Source organism: Ruegeria sp. BG10 (genome assembly GCF_056538575.1).
Genome location: NZ_JBQFTI010000001.1, coordinates 404,935 through 425,824 on the forward strand (window position 1 = coordinate 404,935; position 20,890 = coordinate 425,824).

A 20,890-nucleotide genomic window follows, 5' to 3' on the forward strand; every position below is an offset into this window, starting at 1 on the left:
AAAGGGCAGAAATCATGCGATTCCCGAGATACTTCCTTGCACTGGCAACCTGCGCGGGCCTTGCGGCCTGTGGCGACTCGACCGGCGAACAAGCACTGCTTGGCGGCGGCGCCGGGGCTGTCGGCGCGGCGGTCGTCAACGCTGATCCGCTGTTCGGTGCCGTTGTCGGTGCCGCGGGCAACGTGCTGTACTGCAAGACGCAGAACAACTGTAGGTAACACCGATTTCTCCGGGGCGCGTGTCGCCCCGACCGTCATCGCGCATCACGCCGTCGTGGGGTTCCGTCCCCGCGGCGGCGTTTTGCGTTTCCAGAACACCAAGACAAAGGACGTTTCATGTTCAACAAGATCCTGATTGCTAACCGGGGCGAGATCGCCTGCCGCGTCATCAAGACCGCCCGCAAGATGGGCATCGGCACCGTCGCCATCTATTCGGATGCGGACAAGAACGCCCTACATGTGGAAATGGCGGACGAAGCCGTTCATATCGGCCCGCCGCCTGCAAACCAGTCCTATATCGTGATCGACAAAGTGATGGACGCGATCCGCAAAAGCGGCGCACAGGCGGTGCACCCCGGATACGGCTTCCTGTCGGAAAACGCCAAGTTCGCCGAGGCGCTGGACGCCGCAGGCGTGGCTTTTGTCGGACCGCCCGTCGGTGCGATTGAAAGCATGGGCGACAAGATCACCTCGAAGAAGATCGCGCAGGATGCCGGGGTTTCGACGGTACCCGGTTACATGGGCCTGATCGAAGACGCGGACGAGGCCGTGAAGATCAGCCAGGAGATCGGCTATCCGGTCATGATTAAGGCCAGCGCCGGCGGCGGCGGCAAGGGCATGCGGATCGCGTGGAATGATGACGAGGCGCGCGAAGGCTTCCAGTCGTCCAAGAACGAGGCCGCAAACTCTTTCGGTGACGACCGGATTTTCATCGAGAAATTCGTGACCCAACCGCGCCACATTGAAATTCAGGTTCTGTGCGACAGCCACGGCAACGGCATCTATCTGGGTGAGCGCGAATGTTCGATCCAGCGCCGCAACCAGAAAGTAGTGGAAGAAGCCCCGTCGCCATTCCTCGACCCTGAAACCCGAAAGGCGATGGGGGAACAGGCCGTCGCTCTGGCCAAGGCAGTGGACTATGCCAGCGCGGGGACGGTGGAGTTCATCGTGGATGGCGACAAGAATTTCTACTTCCTCGAAATGAATACCCGTCTGCAGGTGGAACACCCGGTGACAGAGTTGATCACCGGCGTCGATCTGGTTGAACAGATGATCCGCGTCGCAGCGGGTGAGCCTCTGTCGATCACGCAGGACGACGTGACGCTCACCGGGTGGGCCATAGAAAACCGCCTGTATGCCGAGGATCCTTATCGCAATTTCCTGCCCTCGATCGGCCGCCTGACCCGCTATCGCCCACCGCAGGAAACCGCCGCGGGTCCGCTGCAGGTGAATGGCAAATGGCAGGGAGACGCGCCTGAAGGTGAGGCCGCCGTGCGCAACGATACCGGCGTCTATGAAGGCGGCGAAATCAGCATGTATTACGACCCGATGATCGCCAAGCTCTGCACCTGGGCCCCAACCCGCGAGCAGGCGATTGAGGCAATGCGCGTGGCGCTGGACAGTTTCGAGGTCGAAGGCATCGGTCACAACCTGCCGTTCCTGTCCGCCGTGATGGACCACCCGAAATTCGTCAGCGGCGACATGACGACCGCCTTTATCGCCGAGGAATACCCGGAGGGGTTCGACGGCGTGACACTGCCCGAAGCCGATCTGCGCCGCATCGCGGCCTCGTGCGCGGCCATGCACCGGGTTGCAGAGATTCGGCGCACTCGCGTGTCTGGTCGGATGGACAACCATGAACGCAAAGTCGGTAAACGCTGGGTTGTGACGTTGCAGGGTCAGGAGTTCGCGGTTCAGGTGAATGCGGACAAAGAAGGCGCAACGGTCAAGTTCGAAGACGGCTCGACCCTGCGCGTTGCGTCCGACTGGACCCCAGGGGATCAGTTGGCGGTGCTCGATGTCGACGGCGCCCCGTTGGTTCTGAAGGCCGGCAAGGTCTCGGGCGGTTTCCGGATTCGCAACCGGGGCGCTGATATGAAAGTTCATGTGCGGCGTCCGCGACAGGCGGAACTGGCCCGGCTGATGCCCGAGAAGCTGCCGCCGGATACCTCGAAAATGCTGCTCTGCCCGATGCCCGGACTGATCGTGAAGGTCGATGTCGAAGTAGGGCAGGAGGTCCAGGAAGGTCAGGCGCTGTGTACGGTTGAGGCGATGAAGATGGAAAACATCCTGCGCGCGGAAAAGAAGGGCACCGTCTCCAAGATCAACGCAGGCCCCGGCGACAGCCTTGCCGTGGACGATGTGATCATGGAATTCGAATGATCATGTCCGCGTTTTTGCCAATCCCCCAAAAGGACCCGGCCAATTGCGCCGGGGCGATGGGGCGTGGCGAAGGCGCTCAGCCGCCCTCGCGCCGTTCGCGAATCTCGCGTTCGCGCAGGGGGGTCTTGTCAATCGAGCGACCGATTTCGCGCACGCTCCAGGGGGAAGGCTTGCGCAGTTTGACGACACCGTCCTTGTCAACGAACACCATCTGGAACCCGCGCGGGCGCAGTTGCGTCCGGATCGGGGACCGGGCCGCAGGATCGGTATCTGTCAGGACGATCACGTCCCGTTCGCGCATGGCGTCTTCGCCTTCCAGCAGCATGTCGATCTGCTGCCGAAACCGCGGATCGGCAGGGGTGTCGGCAAAGACGACGATGGGCCGGTTGACCCAAAGATATTCGCTCAGCTCGCTGTCACCGGCGGGACGGACAAAGCTGTCATCGGCAGGGGCTGTCCCGTCGGCGGCCACAGCAGCCAGCGGGAATAGTGCCGAGAAAACAAGGGCAAGCGTTCGTGTCATGGGGCCTCCTGTTCGTTTGAATATAGCCTCTGTGCCGATGAATGCGACCAGCGAATTGCACGCAGCGTTCAAAATGTTGCGTCCGACCATGCCCGAAGGGGCGCCACAGATGATCACACCGCGCGGGCAGCGCCCCGGCGCGATCCGAATCGAGAAAAGGAAATCGCAATGACCGATACCAAAAACTGGCAGGCGCTGGCCGAGAAAGAGCTGCGCGGCCGTCCGTTGGACGACCTGACCAAAGAGACGCTGGAAGGCATCGACGTCAAACCGCTCTACACGCAGGCAGACACCGCCGATCTGCCGCATATGGGGTCTCTGCCCGGGTTCGGGCCATTCACGCGTGGGGTAAAGGCGACGATGTATGCTGGCCGCCCGTGGACGATCCGTCAGTACGCGGGCTTTTCGACCGCCGAGGAATCGAACGCATTCTATCGCCGTAATCTGGCCGCCGGTCAGCAGGGTGTTTCGGTGGCCTTCGATCTGGCGACGCACCGGGGTTATGACAGCGACCACCCGCGCGTCGTCGGTGATGTGGGCAAGGCAGGCGTGGCAATCGACAGTGTCGAGGACATGAAGATCCTGTTTGATGGCATCCCGCTGGACAAGGTCTCGGTCTCGATGACCATGAACGGTGCGGTGGTTCCGATTCTGGCCAGTTTCATCGTTGCGGGTGAGGAACAGGGCCATGACAAGTCCGTGCTGTCCGGCACCATTCAGAACGACATTCTGAAAGAGTTCATGGTGCGCAACACTTATATCTACCCGCCCGAACCGTCGATGCGGATCATCTCGGACATCATAGATTACACCTCGAACGAGATGCCCAAGTTCAACTCAATCTCGATCTCGGGCTATCACATGCAAGAGGCCGGGGCGAACCTGGTGCAGGAACTGGCCTATACGCTGGCGGACGGGCGCGAATATGTCCGCGCTGCCACGCAGGCCGGGATGGATGTTGACAAGTTCGCGGGTCGCCTGTCGTTCTTCTTTGCAATCGGCATGAACTTCTTCATGGAAATCGCCAAGCTGCGTGCGGCCCGCACGCTGTGGCATCGGGTCATGACGGATTTCGGGGCCAAGTCCGAACGGTCGAAAATGCTGCGGACCCACTGCCAGACCTCGGGCGTGTCGCTGCAGGAACAGGACCCCTATAACAACGTCATCCGCACCGCCTACGAGGCGATGAGCGCAGTTCTGGGCGGCACCCAGTCGCTGCACACCAATGCGCTGGACGAGGCGATTGCCCTGCCCACCGATTTCTCGGCCCGCATCGCGCGGAACACGCAACTGGTGCTGCAGGAGGAAACCGGCGTGACCGATGTGGTCGATCCGCTTGCCGGGTCCTACTACATCGAAAGCCTGACCAATGAACTGGTCGAAAAGGCCTGGGCGTTGATGGAAGAAGTCGAGGATATGGGAGGCATGACCAAAGCCGTCGCCTCCGGTATGCCCAAATTGCGGATCGAGGAAAGCGCGGCACGCCGTCAGGCCATGATCGACCGAGGCGACGAGGTGATCGTCGGCGTCAACAAGTACCGCAAGGAACAGGAAGACCCGATCGACATTCTGGACGTCGACAATGTCGCCGTGCGCGATGCGCAGGTCGCGCGTCTGGAACGTATCCGCGCCACCCGCGACGAGGCCGCCTGCCAACAGGCGCTGGCCGCGCTAACCAATACCGCCCGCGAGGGCGGCAACCTGCTGGCTGCCGCGATCGAGGCCGCCCGCGCCCGCGCATCCGTAGGAGAGATCAGCATGGCAATGGAGAAAGAGTTCGGCCGACACCGCGCCGAGGTAAAAACCCTGGCCGGTGTCTACGGTGCCGCGTACGAGGGCGACGAAGGCTTTGCCGCAATCCAGAAATCAATCGAGGAATTCGCCGAAGCCGAAGGCCGCCGCCCGCGTTTGTTGGTGGTCAAGATGGGGCAGGACGGGCATGACCGCGGGGCCAAGGTGATCGCCACGGCCTTCGCCGATATCGGGTTTGACGTGGATGTGGGGCCGCTGTTCCAGACACCCGCCGAGGCTGCGCAGGATGCGGTCGACAACGACGTGCATGTGGTCGGCATTTCGTCACAGGCGGCGGGTCACAAGACGCTGGCCCCGCAACTGGTAGAAGAGCTGAAAAAAGCTGGGGCCGAGGACATCATCGTCATTTGTGGCGGGGTTATCCCGCAACAGGACTACCAGTTCCTCTATGATCATGGTGTGAAGGCCATCTTCGGTCCGGGAACCAACATCCCCGAGGCGGCACAGGACATTCTGCGCCTGATTGGCGAGGCGCAGAGCTGACCGAAGATTTTTCGACGAAAAATCTTGTGATCCCGCGCCTTTGGCGAAAACATGCGGCCAGCCCCTTTTGGGCTGGCCGCATTGCATAGGAGGCGCGCGTGTTACTGGATCATCTGGCCGTGACGGGCGAAACGCTTGATGAGGCGTCCGCCTATATCGAGCAGGCATTGGGAGTACCGTTGCAGGAGGGCGGCAAGCACGAGACCTTCGGCACTTACAACCGGTTACTGGGTCTGCGGGATGGTCTGTATCTGGAAGCCATCGCGATTGATCCCGAGGCGGCGAACCCGCAGCGAACCCGCTGGTTCGATCTTGACCGGTTTCAGGGGCAGCCGCGCCTGACCAACTGGATCTGCAGGGTTTCGGATATTGTGGAATCACTGAGCGTTTTCCCGAATGGGGTCGGTACGCCCATCGAACTGGCCCGGGGCGCGTTGCGGTGGCAAATGGCGGTGCCGCCCAACGGACGATTGCCATTCGACAATCTGTTTCCGGCGCTCATCCAATGGCATGGCGACCTGCACCCCGCCAGGATGCTGCAGGATAGCGGGTGCCGCCTGCGCCGCTTGGTGGTTTTTCATCCGGATGCGCTGGAACTGGCCAGATTGCTGGGCGATCTGGATCACGTTGTGTTCGATTCAGGCCCTGCGGCGCTTCGGGCCGAGTTCGAGACACCTCATGGCATGCGCGTGCTGGAATGATCGTCCGGCAGGCCAGTGTCGCGGATGCCGAAAGTATCGCCGCAATCACAAACGCGATCATCCGCGATACGCTGGTCACTTTCACAACGACCGAGCGCAGTACGAAAAGCATCGCGGCAGATATCGAAACCCGTGGGCCCGCGTATCTTGTGGCCGAAGGAAACGGCGCGACACTTGGCTTTGCAACTTACGGCACGTTTCGGGCTGGCCCGGGGTATGCGCAGTGCCGCGAACACACAATCCAACTGGCACCCGACGCGCGCGGTCAAGGCGTGGGGCGGGCGTTGATGTCGGCGCTTGAAGACGTGGCGCGGGCGGATGGCGTGCATGTTCTGGTGGCCGGGATATCTTCGGCCAATCCGGGCGCGGTTGCCTTCCATGCGGCGCTTGGCTTTATGCAGGTCGGTGTCATGCCCGAAGTTGGTATCAAATGGGGCCGACGGCTGGATCTTGTGCTGATGCAGAAAATTCTTGCCGCGGAGTGATCTGTCGCACCTGACAGTCGTGCAATAGGTCGCTAGGGTGCGCTCATGTCGATTTGGACCCGCATATCCGACGCGTTGAGCGCGCTTGCCCAGGGCGAAAGCCTTGCGGCGGTTTTTGAGAAATTGCGAACTCCGCCGGAACGGTCCGTTGCGTTTGCGATCGCGGTAATTGCGCTGGGCGCGAAGATGGCCAAGGCCGACGGGCGGGTGACGCGGGACGAAGTGACCGCATTCCGTGATGTGTTCCAGATCGCGCGCGAGGATGAGGCTGGCGCCGCCCGCGTCTTTGACATGGCCCGCACGGATGTCGCCGGGTATCAGGACTATGCCCGCAAGATCGCACGGATGTTTGCCGATGACAGCACCACGCTGTGCGACCTGATGGAGGGGCTGTTCCACATCGCGATGGCCGATGGTTTTTATCATCCCAATGAAAACGAGTTTCTGGAAGAAGTCAGCCGGATTTTCGGCCAGACCGAAGCGCAGTTTCTGGCGCTGCGGGCGCGGTTCGTTCCGGACGCGCCCAAGGACCCATACACCGTTCTGGGCGTGCCCCGCGACATGCCGCTGCCCGATATTCGCAAGGTCTGGCGGCAACTTGTCCGCGAAACACATCCCGATGCAATGATGGCCCGGGGCGTCCCGGAAGAGGCGATCCGACTGGCCGAAAAGAAGATGATCGACATCAACCGCGCCTGGGACGAGATCAACGGCGCGCGAGCCTGACGGGATGCGCTTGGCGACCTACAATATCGAATGGTTCGCCAACCTGTTCAACCGTCGTGATGAGTTGCTGATGGATGACGGCTGGTCCGGCCGCCACGATGTAACAAGGGCGCAGCAGGTCGAAGCGATCGCCAAGGTTCTGACGGCGGTGGACGCAGATGCGATCCTGATTGTCGAGGCTCCCAATACCGGTAAAACCCAAAACACGGTGCGCGCGCTGCAGAACTTTGCCGCCGCCTTTGATCTGCGCACGACAAACGCGGTGATGGGTTTCGCCAATGACACCCATCAGGAGCTTGCCCTGCTTTACGATCCCGCCGTACTGACGGTGCGGCACGATCCGCAAGCCGGGAACGAAAGGGCGCCGCGTTTTGATGACGTCCTGCACATCGACCTTGATATAGATGCCACCGAAGATCAGGTACGGTTCTCCAAACCGCCCATGGAGCTTGAGGTCCTGACCCGCAAGGGTGCAAGGTTTCGCCTGATCGGGGCTCATCTGAAATCCAAGGCGCCCCACGGTGCCGGATCGCGCGACGAGGCGATCCGCATCTCAATCGCCAACCGCCGCAAGCAGCTTGCGCAGGCCGTCTGGCTGTCGCGTCGGGTCAGGGCGCATATCGGGGCCGGGGATCAGGTCATTCTGATGGGGGATTTGAATGATGGACCGGGTCTTGATGAGTTTGAACATCTGTTCGGGCGATCCTCGGTCGAGATTGTGTTGCAGGCGGGATTGTTCGACCCCCACGCGGTCACGGCACATGGGCCAAGGCCGGGCTCTGTGCCTGCAACGGCCCGGTTTGCCCGGCCGGGCGAGCGGCAGTTCCTTGAGGCGCTGCTGGATTACATCATGATCAGCGACAACCTGCGGGCATTCCACCCTGACTGGCGCATCTGGCACCCGATTCGCGACAGTGCCTGTCAGGCCTCCCGCGAATTGCAAAACGCGCTGATAACCGCATCCGATCATTTTCCGGTCACTCTTGATATTGATCTGTAAGCTTTCATCCCGCACCCGCTGCGCCTATATTTTCGGGTATGAGACATGTTTTTCCGATCTGTGCGATTTCGGCGGCCCTTGCTCTGCCTGCCTTTGCCGACGAAGACACTGGTAAATCGTTGATGGAGCAGGGTGCAGAACTGTTCTTTGAAGGGTTGCGCCAGGAAATGGAGCCCGCGCTGGAAGACCTGCAAGGGCTGGTCAATCAGTTCGGCCCCGCGATGCAGTCCTTTTTCGAGGAGATGGGCCCGGCGCTGGCTGACTTGGCCGGCGAAATTCAGGATTGGAGCACCTATGAGGCGCCCGAGATGCTGCCAAACGGCGATATCATAATTCGGAAAAAACCGCCTGAGAACCCGCAGGACATCCCCGAACAAACCGAACAGGACCCGGATGGCGCAACGGAAATCTGACGCCTATCCCTTGATGATGACCCGGGTCTCGGACTTCAGCGCATTCGCCAGCGAATTCAGGCGCGACTCGGCCACCTCGTTGAACAGCGGTCGGGCGGCGGCGGGCAGGCGCAGTTCCAGCAGGTGCTTTTTGGGATAAAACCGCAATGTTCCCATCGTGGCGTCGCTTTGCATCCACAGCATCGCGCCGAACCGCATGGCTTTGCCCAGAATCTCGGCCTGTTTCTGGTCTTTTTCCTCTAACAGCTTGTACAGGGGCTCAAACCTGTTGCCTTCGCGCTTGTTGCGATAGCGGTGCTGCAGGGCGAGGCCGATGAAAATACGCTCGGAATGTTTCAGACCGCCCAGATTGGCGCGGGTGACATTGTCGAAACACACCTCGGCCCGGTAATCGGGATGCGCGCGCCAGCTGACGTCATGCAGCAGACATGCCGCCTTGACCAGCCGAACCCTTGCGGGCGGGGCCGATTTGAACAGGGGCATTACGAATTCATAAAGGTGTTTGCCAAAGCCGGGCAGGCGGGCATCCTTAGCCTCCGAGAACCGGCTGGCCTCGATCAGCGGGTCGCGATCTCGCAGGTCTTGCGGCATCTGTTCATACAGCAGACCTTCGCGAATACCATAGCTTGAGATCGCGATGTCCTTGGGTTTGAACGTGCGGATCAACCGGGCCAGCACATCCATCGCATAAGGGATCAGCGCCATGCGCGAGCTTGAAACCCCGGCCTGACTGCGCAGTTTTTCAGGGTCGCCTTTTTCGATGAACTTGATGGTTTCACGAACCTGCGTGGTGGTCATCCGGTATTCATGCAGGACGTTCAGGGGATACCCCCGGCGCAGCATGTCCAGACGCGCAAAGGCACGCCAACTGCCCCCGACCAGGAACAGGCGGTCGCGCTGAAGACCCATCTGATCGCGCAGGTCTTCCATGGTGGTTTTGATATGCGCTTTGCGTGCCCGGCGACCGCCCTTGATGTCGCGCAGCTTGAGCGGGCCAAGAGCCGATGTCAGACGCCGCCCGACATCGCCGTCGCCGATTTCAGCCAGTTCCATCGACGACCCGCCGATGTCGCAGATCAGTCCATAAGCGCCCGGCCAGCCCAGCAAAACGCCCTGTGCGGACAGGCGCGCCTCTTCCCCGCCGTCGATGACCGATACGGTCAGCCCCGTCTCGGATTTGACCTCGTCGCAAAAATCCGGCCCGTCTTCTGCCTCGCGAACGGCTGCGGTGGCCACGACGTGCAGCCCGGGCAGGTTCAGATCGTCGGCAAGCCGGGCAAACCGGCGCAGCGCGGAAAGCGCACGCACGCGTCCGCGGGGGTTGAGGCGACCGGTTTCCGAGAGGCCGGCCCCAAGCTCGCACATGACTTTTTCGTTGTAGAAATAGGCCGGAGACCGTGCCGCGCCGTCAAAGATCACCATCCGGACCGAGTTCGACCCGACATCGACGACACCTACGCGGGACAGGGCCCGGGCCTCGGGGTTGTCAAACAATGGCTTTCCGAAAGGCCCCCAGTCCGGGATGTCGGTTTCGAAGCTCTGATCCATGTCTTTTCCAGGTTTGCCGCCAGCAGAATGCGAAATCACCCGTTGCGGGTCAATTGTCGGATCAGACATCTTCCGCATCCGCGTTGAGAACCCTGACCGCCAGCGCCCGGGTGATCTCGCGTTTCTCCGACAGGGCAATGCAATCCAGCCGCTTGACCACGTCGGCTGCCGTTTCAAAGCGCCGGTCCATGTGCTTGACCAGATATGAAATGACTTCGGGGCCGGGGTTCAGCTGGCGGTCGATGAACAGCTTGGCCAGAACCGCCCCCAAAAGCGCGTCGTCCGGGGGATCAAGGGCAACGTGATGGGCGCCTTCTATGCGGCTCTGCAGGTCCGGCAGCGGCAACTGCCACAGCTTGGGCACAAGACGCCCTGTCATCAACAGGGTCTGTCCCTCGGCCAGGGCCAGGTTGTGCAGGTGAAACAGGGCCTTCTGTCGCTCCGGGTCGTCCGCGATCATCGGCACATCTTCAACTGCAACCGGCCTGCGTGCCAGATCGGGCACGGCGTCATAGTTCAAATCCCTGGCCGGGATGATCCGACCGCCGGTTTCAGCCGCCCAAACATGGGCAAGGTGCGTCTTGCCGGCCCCGGCCGGACCGCTGAGCACCAGCTTGTTGCCAGGCCAGGACGTGGCCGAGATCATTGCAACAGCCAATGCGTTGGCCGGGGACACAAAGAAATCCTCACGCCCCAGCGCGGTCTTGGCCGGAAGATCAAAGCTTAGCTGTCGGGCCATTTATTCGTTTTCCTGATTCAACCCTTCGAGGCCGGTATACAACCGGCTGTCCAGATAAATCGACGTGGCGAACCGCGCCACCACGCCCAATGCCGCGGCAACAGGCACCGCGACCAACATGCCGACAAAGCCGAACAAGGCACCGAAAACCGACAGGGCCAGCAGCAGCCAGACAGGGTGCAGCCCGACGGAGCTGCCAACCAGCTTGGGGGTCAGAAAGTTGCCCTCGGTCACCTGTCCCAGCGCAAAGATACCGGCGACCAGACCGATATGGGCCCAATCGCCCCAGAACTGGAACATGGCCAGACCAATGGCCAGACTGCCGCCGATCAGCGCGCCAAGATAGGGGATGAACGTGACCAGGCCAGCGATGAAGCCGACGATCAGGCCGAATTGCAGACCCACCAGCATCAGCGCCACCGCGTAATAGGTGCCGAGGATCAGGCACACCGTGCCCATGCCGCGCACGAACGAGGCCAGAACCGCATCAATCTCACCTGCCAGACGCTTGATCGTTGGGGCGTGATCGCGGGGCAAAAGCTCTCCGATCCGGGCAATCATGCGGTCCCAGTCCAGCAACAGATAAACAGCCACCACCGGAACGATGACCAGCAGGACAACGACGTTGATCGCGGACCCCAGCGAGGCCACAACCGATTGCAGAACGTCACCCGTTTTCGATTGCAGCGTCTCACCCAACGACACCAGAGCCTGATGCGAGCTGGATTCACGGTCCAGCAGCGACGGGAATTGTTTTTCGATGAAGCCGCGCAACTCCTTGAACAGGCTGGGCATCACTTCGATCAGGTCGATCAGCTGCGTGATCAGCGCGGGAACCACCATCAGGACCATCAGGACAAAGCCCAGAATTCCAACAATTGTAATGATCCCAGTGGCGGCCATGCGCGACAGGCCCAGATTTTCAAGCCGGTCCGCGACCGGGTCAAGGAAATAGGCGATCGCGCCTCCGATGACAAACGGCAGCAGAACGTCGCCAAGGGCCCACAACAAAAGAACAAATACCGCGGTGGCAATGCCCCAGTATCTTAGCTGATCCTTCACCGGCAAAGCCATGGCTGTCCCCTTGTTTCGGCCGTTGCACGTGTTCTTGGCGTATGCGGCCCCGCGATGCAAGCGCTTCATGCCCGGCTGAATTCGGGTGGCTAATCGCTCAGCGTTCCCAGTTCGGGGGTCTCGTCATCTGCTGCTTCGTCCGGCCAGTTGGTACGCCAGATCTCGGCCGACCAATGGCCGCAATGCACGGGTGGGCGGTCGAACCCCGGCAAAGGAGGAAGCAGGGGCGTGACAATAACGTCATGACGCGGAACGGCGAAATAGGGAAAAGAATACCGTTCGCTGCCCGAGCGATTGACCACCCGGTGCGGTGTGGATTTCAGGCGGCCACCGGACCACAGTTCAAGCATGTCACCGATATTGACGATGAAACCGCCCGGCGGGCAGTCCGGGGTGATCCAGCCCCCGTCTTGCGTGCGCACTTCCAGCCCACCGACGGGGTCAGGGGCGATTATGGTCAGGGCATCGGTGTCCTTGTGTGGATGAATGCCATAGCCCGTATCGTCCGGGGCCTGAGGTGGATAGTGCAACAGGGTCATGTTTGTCATTGGATCGCGGAAGGCGTCGCACAAAGTGTTTGCCGAAAGCCCCAACCCCACCTCAACCGCGCGCAGCAGCATGTCGGCAACGGTATCCAGACGGGACCAATAGTCCAGAATGACCGAACGCGCGTCCGGAACCTCTGGCGGCCACAGGTTTGGACCGTAAAGCGCGCAGTCCTTGCGGATGGGCGCATCCTCGGCGACTTCGAAGTGCAGCTTATAGCCTTCGTATTTGTCCGCCCGGCCTGATCCGTCATTCGGCGTGAAAAACCCCAACGGGATATAACCGCGATAGTTTTCTCTTGTGATGGCCCGATCCCATTTCAGGCGCTCTTCGATGTCGAAGACTGCCTGGACACAGCTACGCATGTCTTCAACAATTTGCTGGGAAAGGCCCGTTCTGGTAATCGACAGAAATCCGATCTGGGTAAACGCCTCCATGACTTGCCGAACCGCCCGATCATAGTCAGGATGGCCTGCATCATGCAGCGGAGCGATGTCGATCGTTGGGACACGGTCCATCAGTGAATCCGGACGCCCTGCCGGTCCAGCTCGGCGTGAACCGGGGCCAGGTTCAGCTCGTGCAGGTCCTGATTGCTTTTCAGCGACTGGGCGGCAGCGATCCCCGCGCCCTGACCCATGACGGCGCAGCAGGCCATGTTCCGGGTGGCAGCATGGGCTACCTTGTCGGCCCCGTGCGACCGACCCGCAACCAGCAAGCCCTTGATCCCTTTCGGCAACATCGAACGATAGGGGATTTGCATGTACCGCCCTGTTGTCGGCAGGATCAGAATGCCATAGCCGTCGATGAATTCGGGGTAGATGCCGATTGTATCCTCAAATCGACCCTGATGGCGCGCGTCGTCCTCGGTCATGTTGTAGACCGCGTCGATTTTGCGGGTGTCGCGGATGCCGATGGTCATGCCGAAATTCCGCAGCCGCGCGTTCTCGCAGCCCGGCATGAAGCGGCGCAGGGCGTCGATGGCCAGCATGGATTGGCGACGGCCCTCAATCTCGCCCCGCGTCAAGCTGTCGGGGTCAGTGCCGTCGATTTCGGCCAGATGGATTAGGTTCATGTAGGTCAGCTCACCCGTGTCGTGCATCGCGCCCCAGGTGCCCGCGATGGTGTTCAGATGCGGCGGGATCATCCCCGCATCAATCGCCTGCTGAAAAGGTTTGTGCACGAAGGGAGAAAACATGTCGTCCTCTTTGCCCGAGGTTCCGATGTTCCACTCACCCCCGCCGCCCCAGTCCTTATAGGTCTGCGGGTCGGCCTTCACGCCTTCCGTGAATGCGCGTTTGTCGACGCCGGCCAGATGGAACATGACCGAGGCTGCCATCATTTCTTCGGGTGCGGTCTTGCAGGTGGGCGCGCCCGCGCGGTGGGCCACGTCCGCGTCGCCTGTCGCGTCAATCACGACCCTGGCCAGGATCGCCTCGCGCCCGGCCTTGGATTCGGTGATGATGCCGGTGATCCGGTCGCCCTCAAGGATCGGCGCCACAAACTGCCGGTGCAGCATCGGATGGACACCGGCCTCCGCCACCAGCTTATCGGCGACCAGTTTGAAGCCTTCGCTGTCCAGCTCATAGCTCAGCGACTGGCTTTCGGGCACCGCTGCGCCCATCTCTTTGGCGCGGGTTTCGAACTCCATGCCGATACCGCCGGCCTCGACCGTCTGTTCGTGGCGATACCAGGCGAAACCTTCGACCCCGACGGCAGTGATGTTACCGCCCATGCAGCCGAACCGGTCGACCAGAGACACCTCGGCCCCTGCGCGCGCGGCGGCCAGAGCCGCGGCCAGACCCGCCGGGCCGGACCCGACAACCAGCACATCCGTCTGGTGAACAACGGGTATCTGGCGGGCGGGTTCCTGAATGGTCTGCATTGGGGCCTCGTGAATTTTACATTCCTGTCACAATTGAAGCTCCTGACTGGCGGGTCAATCAAAAATCCGACCGCGCCGAGGTCGCAAAATCACCATTGCCTGATTGCCCCCGGCGGGGCTTTGGCATAAGCAGCTTTGAAGTCGAATTCTCACCTTTGAAGGTCATCCAATGCGCCTCAGCCGTTACTTTTTGCCCGTTCTCAAGGAAAACCCGTCCGAGGCCCAGATCGTCAGCCACCGGCTGATGCTACGCGCCGGGATGATCAAACAGGCTGCCGCCGGGATTTATTCCTGGCTGCCGCTGGGCTTCAAAGTGCTGCGCAAACTGGAAAATATCATCCATGAAGAGCAGGCGCGCGCAGGCCATATCGCGATCCAGATGCCCATTATCCAATCGGCAGACCTATGGCGTGAATCCGGGCGTTATGACGATTACGGTCAGGAAATGCTGCGTATGAAGGACCGGCACGACCGGGATATGCTGTTCACGCCCACAGCCGAAGAACTGGTGACAGACATCTTCCGCGGTCACGTCAACAGCTACAAGGACCTGCCGCTGACGCTCTATCAGATTCAGTGGAAGTTCCGCGACGAAATCCGCCCGCGTTTTGGCGTGATGCGGGGGCGTGAATTCTATATGAAAGACGGCTACAATTTCGACCTGACCAAAGAGGACGCGCTGCACGCCTATAACCGCCATCTGGTCACCTATCTGCGCACTTACGAGCGGATGGGGTTGCAGGCGATCCCGATGCGCGCCGATTCCGGCCCGATCGGCGGCGACAATACGCACGAGTTTCTTGTGCTGGCCGAAACCGGAGAATCCGAGGTCTTCTATGACAGCGCCGTCACCGACCTGTCCTTTGGCGACCGCGAGATTGACTACAACGACAAAGCACAGTGTCAGGCCATCCTTGAGGAATTCACCTCGAAATACGCGCGCACCGACGAAACCCATGATGAGGGGTTGTTCAACCAGATCCCCGAAGACCGTCGCCGCGTGGCGCGTGGGATCGAAGTGGGGCAGATCTTCTATTTTGGCACCAAGTATTCCGAGGCGATGGGCGCGACCGTGCAGGGCCCTGATGGCAAGCCGGTTCCGGTCCATATGGGTAGCCATGGCATCGGTGTCAGCCGCCTGATCGGCGCGATCATCGAAGCCAGCCATGACGACAAGGGCATCATCTGGCCCGAGGGCGTGACCCCGTTCCACTGTGGCATCGTCAATCTGAAGCAGGGCGATGAAGAGGCTGACGCCGCATGTGACAAGCTTTACGGCGCGCTGACCGCGCTGGGTCTGGAACCGCTTTACGATGACCGCAACGAAAGGGCCGGGGGCAAGTTCGCCACAATGGACCTGATCGGCCTGCCATGGCGCATCACAGTTGGCCCGCGTGGTCTGAAAAACGGCGTGGTCGAACTGACCAGCCGCCGTACCGGCGAAAGCGAGGAACTGAGCCCCGAAGCCGCCGTCACCAGGATCGCAAAGATCTATGAGCAAATCGCCTGATCCTTCCGGCGCGCCGCTGATCTCGGTCGTCACCGCCACCCATAACCTGTTGTCCCAGGGGCGTCAGGACGGGTTTCGCGAAGTGATGGCCTGTATGGCGCGCCAGAATTGCGACCGGGCAGAGCACATCATTCAGGACGGGGCCTCGACCGATGGCACGGTCGGCTTCCTGCAGGACCTGACCGCGGAGGCCCCGCGCACGCGCCTGATCAGCGAGCCGGATTCGGGCCTCTACGATGCGATGAACAAAGGGGCGCAGGCCGCGCGGGGCCAATACCTGCTGTTCCTGAACTCTGATGACTCACTGGCCTCCGACGATGTTCTGAACTCAGCGGCGGACAGGTTGACGGTGACCGGTCCCGATTTCTTGTACGGTTCGACTCTGCGCCGATATGAGGACGGAACCGAAACCCGCGAAAAACGGATGTCGCTGACGGCAATTCTGCAGCGCATGCCTTTTTGCCACAACTCGGTCTTTCTGAAACGGGATGTCTTTCTGGCGCTGGGCGGTCACGACACGCAGTTTCGCGTCGCCGCCGATTACGACCTGATGCTGCGGATGCTGGCCGGGGGGTATCAGGGCGAGGGGATGGACGACCCCATCTCATTGTTCTGGAGCAGAGGTGTGACCCAGGACGACAGCCGCACCGGTCAGGACTATGCCCGCGTCTGGTTTAAATATTATGAGGGGTTCAAATCGGCCCGCGGTTTAACCCAGGAGGATTTCCATCGGTTCTACCAGCGCGGCCATATGCCGACAGGGCTTGTTCTGGAACAGTTGCGCCGACCCGGCGCTGCTGAGGCGATAAAGATTGCCGCGCGTCACAGCCTGTGGAAGTCCCTGCGACGGTCAGTCCAGTTCTGGAGGCGGTTTTAGACGCCTTTCGATGACGGGCGGTCGATCAGGATGTCACCGTCCGCCTGATTGCCTCGTGCCACGACCATGGGGCGTCCCAGACGCCGCACCAATTCTCTGAATTCGAACCCGAGAAAGCGCAAACCGCAGACGCGGTCGCCGGTATCCTGGTCCGTGACGCAAAGCCGGCCTTGCCGGAAGACAAGGTGATAGCCCTTGTCCTGCAGGATTTCTGTCAGGCTGCCCCAGCTTGCGGCGCTGGAAAAGACCGGGCGGATTGCGGCGCGCAGCAACGCTGCGGTTTCGCAATCCAGTTCTGTGGAAGCTAATTGGGCAGAAAATGCGCCCCCTGTTTGTGTTTCAAATCGAATACTCATGAGCGACCCCCGCTCTAACTGGTTAAATCCCCCAATACCTAGGGTGACAAAATTCCCCAAAATAAGCAAAACACGAAATATTATTGCGCATGAAATGTTACATTTTGGATTCAGTAAGCCTTGTCCGGCTCACATTGACTTCATAGCTGAAACAATGATCGGTTGTCTGTGAAGGGCTTCACAACCAAGAGTGTAGCGACGCCCATTTGCGTTCACCTTAAATCCGAACAGGTCTGTTTTTCATGATGGCTTGGTGATTCGTTTTCCCCCTTCGCCGGGGTGAATTGGACAGAAACCGAATTGCTGATACACGAAGCAAAACTTTGAAAGGACCTGCGGTTTGCTGAGTTTCGCCACGGTTGTGTATGCCAAGGATTTTCCGTTGCTGGAACTTCAGGCGCTGTCGTTTGCCCGGTTCGTCGATCCCGACCGCGTCGGTTCGATCCATGTGATCATGAATGACATCGACGAAGTGAAACTGCGTGCGAATCTCGAACCCATTCTGGCGGCCTACGGGCCGCTGCGATCGAAGGTTTCGATCCTGAGCGGTGATGATGTTCTGTTGGGGCAGGGACATTGCTTGCGCCGGCCAATGCCGGATCAAATCCTGATTGAAAACCGGTTTCGTATCCCGGTGGCCAGAAAAGGCGGATGGCGCGGGAACAACGGCTATCGCTCGCAGCAGGTTCTGAAACTGGGCGCCGCGCGGGTGGCCGCGTCCGAACACATGGTCATCCTCGATACCAAAAACGTGTTTCTGAGGGCCTTTGACGACGCCGAGTATTTCGCGGCCAACGGTGCAGCCCGCATACCTTTCGTCGGGATCAAAAGCGATTTTCACCATAGATGGCTGTGCGAAAGTCTGGACGCGCTGGACGTTCCGCATCCTGATCTGAACCAGTTGCACACAACGACGTTCTCAACACCTTTCCCGGTACGCCGCTCGCTTATCCTGGCGCTGCTGGACGAGATCAACGCACGCTATGGTTCGGTTCAGGCTCTGTTTGCCTCGCGCAGACGGCCGTCCGAGTTCATGTTGATGAATGCCTTTTGCCTGAAGTCCCCGGAAGGATATGAGCCCTGGTTCGAAAATACGACCAATTGGAACGTCGGATTGTGGCCGACCTTTTCGGCGGAAGAGCTTGCCGCCAAGATGACCCGGCTGGACGATCCCTGTGCGCTGACGCTGGGACTGCATAACCGGGCCCTGGCCAAACTGCCCGCTGATCTGCGCGACCGGGTGTTCTCTGAACTGGAAAGCCGCGAAATATGCGAGCGGTCCAAAGCAAAGGCCGTTCTGAACCGAACCGCGGCCCTGACCGGCTGACAACCAACTTGACCATCCGGCGAAATGCCGAAAGGGTCGGGCCAAACAAAAAACCGGAGCAGACATGGCCAAGACGCCGCCGCCCTTTGCCCCATTTGAATGGAAGATCGCCTGGCGATACCTGCGCGCGCGCCGGGCCGAGGGCGGCGTCAGCGTGATGACTTGGATTTCCCTGATTGGGATCACATTGGCCGTTTTCGCTCTGATCGCCACGCTGGCGGTGCGGTCCGGGTTCCGGTCCGAATTTGTGGGCACAATTCTGGGGGCAAATGCCCACGTCACGGTTTTTTCCGCAGGAAATTTCGACGCGCAGGGACGCTTGGACCGGACCATCGCGGATTATGACGGCGTCACCAAACGCATCGCGCAGGTGCCCGGCGTTGTTCGCGCCGCACCTTTGGTCAAAGGGCAGGTTCTGATTACCAATCGCGAACGCAGCAGCGGGGTCGAAGTGTTCGGCATTCAACCCGACGATCTGCTGGACCTGCCCGGTGTCGCCGAAAGCGAACGGGTCGTCGGGGATCTGTCGGAATTTCAGAACGGGCAAGATGTCATCGCCATTGGTTCGGGGGTGGCGCGCAGCATCGGCGCGACCGTGGGTGACACCGTCAAACTAACCTCACCCAATGGGGTGAAAACAGCCTTTGGCACGTCACCCCGCGTGAACGCCTATCGTGTGGTCTATGTGTTCTCGGCCGGGCGCTACGATATCGACCGAACCCGTGTCTATATGCCATTCGAGCAGGCGCAGAGCTTTTTTAACCGTGAAGGCGTGGCGGATGAAATCGAAGTGATGGTCGAACACCCCGAGGAACTGACGCCGATTCTGATCCCGATCCTTGAGGCGGCGGGCGAGCGCAGCCAATTATGGACATGGCAGGACGCCTCGGGCGGGTTCCTGCGGGCGCTGGAAGTCGAGGACAACGTGATGTTCATCATCCTGTCGATCCTCGTGCTGATTGCGGCGATGAATATCGTTTCGGGCCTGATCATGCTGGTAAAGAACAAAGGCCGCGATATCGGCATCCTGCGCACCATTGGCCTGAGCGAAGGGTCGGTCCTGCGGGTGTTTTTCATTTGCGGTGCTTTCACCGGCATCATCGGCACTGCGATGGGTGTGATCGTGGGCTGCCTGTTTGCGATCTATATCGACCCGATTTTCTCGTTCGTGAACTATGCGATGGGCGGCGGCGTGTGGGACCCGTCGATCCGGGGCATCTACGCTCTGCCGGCCGAACTGCATCTGTCGGATGTCCTCAAGGCGATCGGATTGTCGCTGGGGCTGTCCTTCTTTGTCACGTATTTCCCCGCCCGCCGCGCGGCGCGGCTGAACCCGGTCGAGGCGCTGCGCTATGAGTGATGTGACGATGCGGCTGAACGGCCTGACCAAAACCTATCTCAAGGGTACTCCGGGCGAGGTTCAGGTGTTGCGCGGTGCCGATCTGGAATTGCGCGGCGGCGAGGCGGTGGCCTTGGTGGCGCCGTCAGGGGCGGGCAAGTCGACCCTGCTTCACATTGCCGGATTGCTGGATACGCCCGATGCCGGGTCGGTCGAGATCGCGGGCCGGAACGTGGCCGGCAAGGGCGACCGCACCCGTACCGCGCTGCGGCGACAGGATGTTGGGTTCGTTTATCAGTTCCACCATCTGCTGCCCGAGTTCACGGCGCTGGAAAACATCACTCTGCCGCAGCTTGCCAATGGTGTATCCGAAAAAGCCGCGCAACAAAGGGCGATGATCCTGCTGGATCGTGTCGGCGTCGCGGCGCGCGCCGATCACCGCCCGGCGGCCCTGTCCGGAGGAGAGCAACAGCGCGTGGCTTTTTGCCGGGCCTTGGCCAACAAGCCGCGGGTCCTGCTGGCGGATGAACCGACGGGCAATCTGGACCCTGAGACCTCGGATCAGGTATTCGATGCGCTGATGGCGCTGGTCCGGGACGAAGGGCTGTCGGCGCTGATTGCCACTCATAACATGGACCTTGCCGCGCGGATGGACCGCAAGCTGCGGCTTGAGGCGGGTGTGCTCAAGCCAGTTGAGTGATCGCCACGCCAACGGCCATTACGGTGATGCCGCCCACCCGAATCCAGGTCAGCGGCGTGACCTGGGCACCGAACAGGCCGAAATGGTCAATGGCCGCCGTGCTGATCAACTGCCCCAGCAGAACGAAGAACACCGCGTTGCCGACCCCGAAATGCGGGGCGACATGGGTGATCGACAAGACGTAAAAGGCGATCAGGACACCGGCCAGCAACAGATGTTTTGGTGCGTCGGCGATTTTGGACAGCGCCCCTGCACCCGGAAACACCAGCAGGACAAGCGCGGACGCACCGAACGCGATGGCAAACAGAACCACTGCGGCCGCGGTCGGCGATCCGATCAGCTTGCCCAGTGCCGCGTTCAGCGCGGCAAGAATTGGCACGCCGATCCCGGCCGCCAGCATGATGGCTGCATATTGTGTCATTGCCGGAATCCTCTGCGCCGCTTTCGTTGATCTGGATCATTGCGCCA

Annotated in this window: 21 protein-coding genes; 13 read left to right on the forward strand and 8 right to left on the reverse strand. The window is 60.7% G+C overall.

Going from position 1 to position 20,890, the window contains the following annotated elements:
- The first annotated feature begins 14 nt into the window (after positions 1 to 14).
- Together ACR0D8_RS01960 and ACR0D8_RS01965 are read left to right on the forward strand one after the other, a co-directional pair.
- Positions 15 to 218, forward strand: coding sequence for a hypothetical protein (locus ACR0D8_RS01960; protein WP_475158840.1), 204 nt, complete (start codon positions 15 to 17; stop codon positions 216 to 218).
- 117 nt (positions 219 to 335) lie between these two features.
- Complete coding sequence (locus ACR0D8_RS01965) at positions 336 to 2,381, forward strand: acetyl-CoA carboxylase biotin carboxylase subunit (RefSeq protein WP_480644269.1); 2,046 nt, start codon at positions 336 to 338, stop codon at positions 2,379 to 2,381.
- 76 nt (positions 2,382 to 2,457) lie between these two features.
- On the opposite strand, the gene ACR0D8_RS01970 is transcribed toward ACR0D8_RS01965, so the two are convergent.
- Positions 2,458 to 2,904, reverse strand: a complete 447-nt coding sequence (locus ACR0D8_RS01970) for a DUF4174 domain-containing protein (RefSeq protein ID WP_480644271.1) — start codon at positions 2,902 to 2,904, stop codon at positions 2,458 to 2,460.
- A 168-nt stretch (positions 2,905 to 3,072) separates the two neighbouring features.
- On the opposite strand from ACR0D8_RS01970, the gene scpA reads away from it, so the two are divergent.
- The 6 genes from scpA to ACR0D8_RS02000 all read left to right on the forward strand — a co-directional run bounded on the left by scpA (position 3,073) and on the right by ACR0D8_RS02000 (position 8,524).
- Positions 3,073 to 5,199: a methylmalonyl-CoA mutase gene (gene scpA / locus ACR0D8_RS01975; protein ID WP_480644272.1), complete on the forward strand. Its 2,127-nt coding sequence runs from the start codon at positions 3,073 to 3,075 to the stop codon at positions 5,197 to 5,199.
- Positions 5,200 to 5,297: 98 nt separating this feature from the next.
- Positions 5,298 to 5,900, forward strand: coding sequence for a VOC family protein (locus ACR0D8_RS01980; RefSeq protein WP_480644274.1), 603 nt, complete (start codon positions 5,298 to 5,300; stop codon positions 5,898 to 5,900).
- On the forward strand, positions 5,897 to 6,385 hold the full coding sequence (locus tag ACR0D8_RS01985) for an N-acetyltransferase family protein (RefSeq protein WP_480644275.1): 489 nt from the start codon (positions 5,897 to 5,899) through the stop codon (positions 6,383 to 6,385). Before ACR0D8_RS01980 ends, ACR0D8_RS01985 begins: the two co-directional genes overlap by 4 nt.
- A gap of 45 nt (positions 6,386 to 6,430) precedes the next feature.
- Positions 6,431 to 7,111, forward strand: coding sequence for a TerB family tellurite resistance protein (locus tag ACR0D8_RS01990; RefSeq protein WP_475158851.1), 681 nt, complete (start codon positions 6,431 to 6,433; stop codon positions 7,109 to 7,111).
- A gap of 4 nt (positions 7,112 to 7,115) precedes the next feature.
- A complete protein-coding gene (locus ACR0D8_RS01995) occupies positions 7,116 to 8,111 on the forward strand; it encodes an endonuclease/exonuclease/phosphatase family protein (RefSeq protein ID WP_480644277.1) in 996 nt (331 codons plus the stop codon).
- A 38-nt stretch (positions 8,112 to 8,149) separates the two neighbouring features.
- The gene (locus tag ACR0D8_RS02000) at positions 8,150 to 8,524 is read left to right on the forward strand and encodes a hypothetical protein (RefSeq protein ID WP_480644278.1); all 375 of its coding nucleotides are present in this window, start codon (positions 8,150 to 8,152) and stop codon (positions 8,522 to 8,524) included.
- A 3-nt stretch (positions 8,525 to 8,527) separates the two neighbouring features.
- Here the strand turns inward: ACR0D8_RS02000 and ACR0D8_RS02005 are convergent, their stop codons facing one another.
- The 5 genes from ACR0D8_RS02005 to ACR0D8_RS02025 all read right to left on the reverse strand — a co-directional run bounded on the left by ACR0D8_RS02005 (position 8,528) and on the right by ACR0D8_RS02025 (position 14,313).
- Positions 8,528 to 10,072, reverse strand: a complete 1,545-nt coding sequence (locus ACR0D8_RS02005) for a Ppx/GppA family phosphatase (RefSeq protein WP_480646342.1) — start codon at positions 10,070 to 10,072, stop codon at positions 8,528 to 8,530.
- A 61-nt stretch (positions 10,073 to 10,133) separates the two neighbouring features.
- The gene (locus ACR0D8_RS02010; protein WP_480644279.1) at positions 10,134 to 10,811 is read right to left on the reverse strand and encodes a P-loop NTPase family protein; all 678 of its coding nucleotides are present in this window, start codon (positions 10,809 to 10,811) and stop codon (positions 10,134 to 10,136) included.
- Positions 10,812 to 11,885, reverse strand: coding sequence for an AI-2E family transporter (locus ACR0D8_RS02015; RefSeq protein ID WP_480644281.1), 1,074 nt, complete (start codon positions 11,883 to 11,885; stop codon positions 10,812 to 10,814). It lies immediately after the preceding gene.
- A gap of 89 nt (positions 11,886 to 11,974) precedes the next feature.
- Entirely contained in the window at positions 11,975 to 12,949 is a 975-nt protein-coding gene (locus tag ACR0D8_RS02020) for an isopenicillin N synthase family dioxygenase (RefSeq protein WP_480644283.1), read from the reverse strand.
- On the reverse strand, positions 12,949 to 14,313 hold the full coding sequence (locus ACR0D8_RS02025) for an FAD-dependent oxidoreductase (RefSeq protein WP_480644284.1): 1,365 nt from the start codon (positions 14,311 to 14,313) through the stop codon (positions 12,949 to 12,951). Before ACR0D8_RS02025 ends, ACR0D8_RS02020 begins: the two co-directional genes overlap by 1 nt.
- Before the next feature lie 169 nt (positions 14,314 to 14,482).
- On the opposite strand from ACR0D8_RS02025, the gene proS reads away from it, so the two are divergent.
- Together proS and ACR0D8_RS02035 are read left to right on the forward strand one after the other, a co-directional pair.
- Positions 14,483 to 15,823, forward strand: coding sequence for a proline--tRNA ligase (gene proS / locus ACR0D8_RS02030; RefSeq protein WP_480644285.1), 1,341 nt, complete (start codon positions 14,483 to 14,485; stop codon positions 15,821 to 15,823).
- Positions 15,807 to 16,700 (forward strand): glycosyltransferase family 2 protein, encoded by an 894-nt coding sequence (locus ACR0D8_RS02035; RefSeq protein ID WP_480644286.1) that lies wholly within the window; start codon positions 15,807 to 15,809, stop codon positions 16,698 to 16,700. The genes proS and ACR0D8_RS02035 overlap by 17 nt, the downstream gene beginning before the upstream one ends.
- Here ACR0D8_RS02035 and ACR0D8_RS02040 read toward each other — a convergent pair.
- Positions 16,697 to 17,056: a hypothetical protein gene (locus ACR0D8_RS02040; protein WP_480644288.1), complete on the reverse strand. Its 360-nt coding sequence runs from the start codon at positions 17,054 to 17,056 to the stop codon at positions 16,697 to 16,699. The genes ACR0D8_RS02035 and ACR0D8_RS02040 overlap by 4 nt on opposite strands.
- A gap of 340 nt (positions 17,057 to 17,396) precedes the next feature.
- Here ACR0D8_RS02040 and ACR0D8_RS02045 point away from each other — a divergent pair, with 340 nt between their 5' ends.
- The 3 genes from ACR0D8_RS02045 (at position 17,397) to ACR0D8_RS02055 (ending at position 20,422) form a co-directional block, all read left to right on the forward strand.
- Complete coding sequence (locus tag ACR0D8_RS02045; RefSeq protein WP_480644290.1) at positions 17,397 to 18,383, forward strand: DUF6492 family protein; 987 nt, start codon at positions 17,397 to 17,399, stop codon at positions 18,381 to 18,383.
- Positions 18,384 to 18,447: 64 nt separating this feature from the next.
- A complete protein-coding gene (locus ACR0D8_RS02050; RefSeq protein ID WP_480644292.1) occupies positions 18,448 to 19,743 on the forward strand; it encodes a lipoprotein-releasing ABC transporter permease subunit in 1,296 nt (431 codons plus the stop codon).
- The gene (locus ACR0D8_RS02055) at positions 19,736 to 20,422 is read left to right on the forward strand and encodes an ABC transporter ATP-binding protein (RefSeq protein ID WP_480644293.1); all 687 of its coding nucleotides are present in this window, start codon (positions 19,736 to 19,738) and stop codon (positions 20,420 to 20,422) included. Before ACR0D8_RS02050 ends, ACR0D8_RS02055 begins: the two co-directional genes overlap by 8 nt.
- Here ACR0D8_RS02055 and ACR0D8_RS02060 read toward each other — a convergent pair.
- Positions 20,406 to 20,843 carry a DMT family transporter gene (locus ACR0D8_RS02060; protein WP_480644294.1) on the reverse strand — a complete coding sequence of 146 codons (438 nt, stop codon included), beginning with the start codon at positions 20,841 to 20,843 and terminating at the stop codon, positions 20,406 to 20,408. The two genes, ACR0D8_RS02055 and ACR0D8_RS02060, sit on opposite strands and share 17 nt — an antisense overlap.
- Between the last annotated feature and the right edge of the window lie 47 nt (positions 20,844 to 20,890).